This is a genomic window from Taklimakanibacter deserti, assembly GCA_003574785.1.
Genome location: QORU01000053.1, coordinates 1 through 736 on the forward strand (window position 1 = coordinate 1; position 736 = coordinate 736).

The window sequence follows — 736 nt, forward strand, 5'->3', positions numbered from 1 at the left end:
TTTCCCTTTCATGTTCTTATCTGGCGAGTTCTTTGATGAGATTCTTCGTGGACTTCACGCGACCCGTCAGCCAGACATTGATCGCTCGCATGAAGGCCGTGACGGACATCTTCTTGACGATCTCGACGTACAGAAGAATGGCCGTCACCACCAAGGCGACATAGAAGGTCATCCAACTCGGATGCAGGATGACGCCCAGCCACGGCAAGCTCGCCGCCGCATTGATCTTGAAGAACCGCGCCGGAGGGGCGCAGTTGCTCCAGTGGTATCGACCCGTTGCCATAAATCAACCTCCAGAAAGGAATTTAACCAGTGCCACCATGTTACCACAATGCAGCACACCTTGTTAGCACCATCTCTACCACCTTGGTGCCACAATCTTACCACTCTTGCCATCATTGCGCCACAGTGTAACCACAATTATGACACAATCTATAGCACAATGTCGCCACATTCAGGTGTGCATCAGGTCGCGGGCGACGTGATCGTCGATCAGCCCGGCCTCGCGTAGACGCAACGCCTCCTTCCTGAACGAATGCCCTTTTTCCTCGACAAGCTCCTTGATCCTGCTGGTGACTTTGCCCATCTGGTCAAGCTCGATCAGCGCCTCGCGAGACTCTTCGTCGAAGATGAGGTACTCGCGGGCGGCGAGCAGCTTGCCGTTAGTGCCCTTGACCAGCCGCTGAGCCATGATGAAGCGGGCGGTTTCCACGATGTCGAAAATCGCGGTGGCGCG

Annotated in this window: 2 protein-coding genes; both read right to left on the reverse strand. The window is 55.3% G+C overall.

Annotated features, from left to right (window positions below):
* Positions 1-16: 16 nt before the first annotated feature.
* Positions 17-283 (reverse strand): IcmT/TraK family protein, encoded by a 267-nt coding sequence (icmT, locus tag DS839_RS35870; protein ID WP_101530059.1) that lies wholly within the window; start codon positions 281-283, stop codon positions 17-19.
* Between the two features lie 171 nt (positions 284-454).
* The coding region (locus DS839_RS35875) for a P-loop NTPase family protein (protein WP_368912122.1) at positions 455-736 on the reverse strand (282 nt) is incomplete at its 5' end.

Bases quoted from the DNA above. Each gene is read 5' to 3' on its own strand.
- icmT (WP_101530059.1), bottom strand. From the start codon at position 283: ATGGCAACGGGTCGATACCACTGGAGCAACTGCGCCCCTCCGGCGCGG.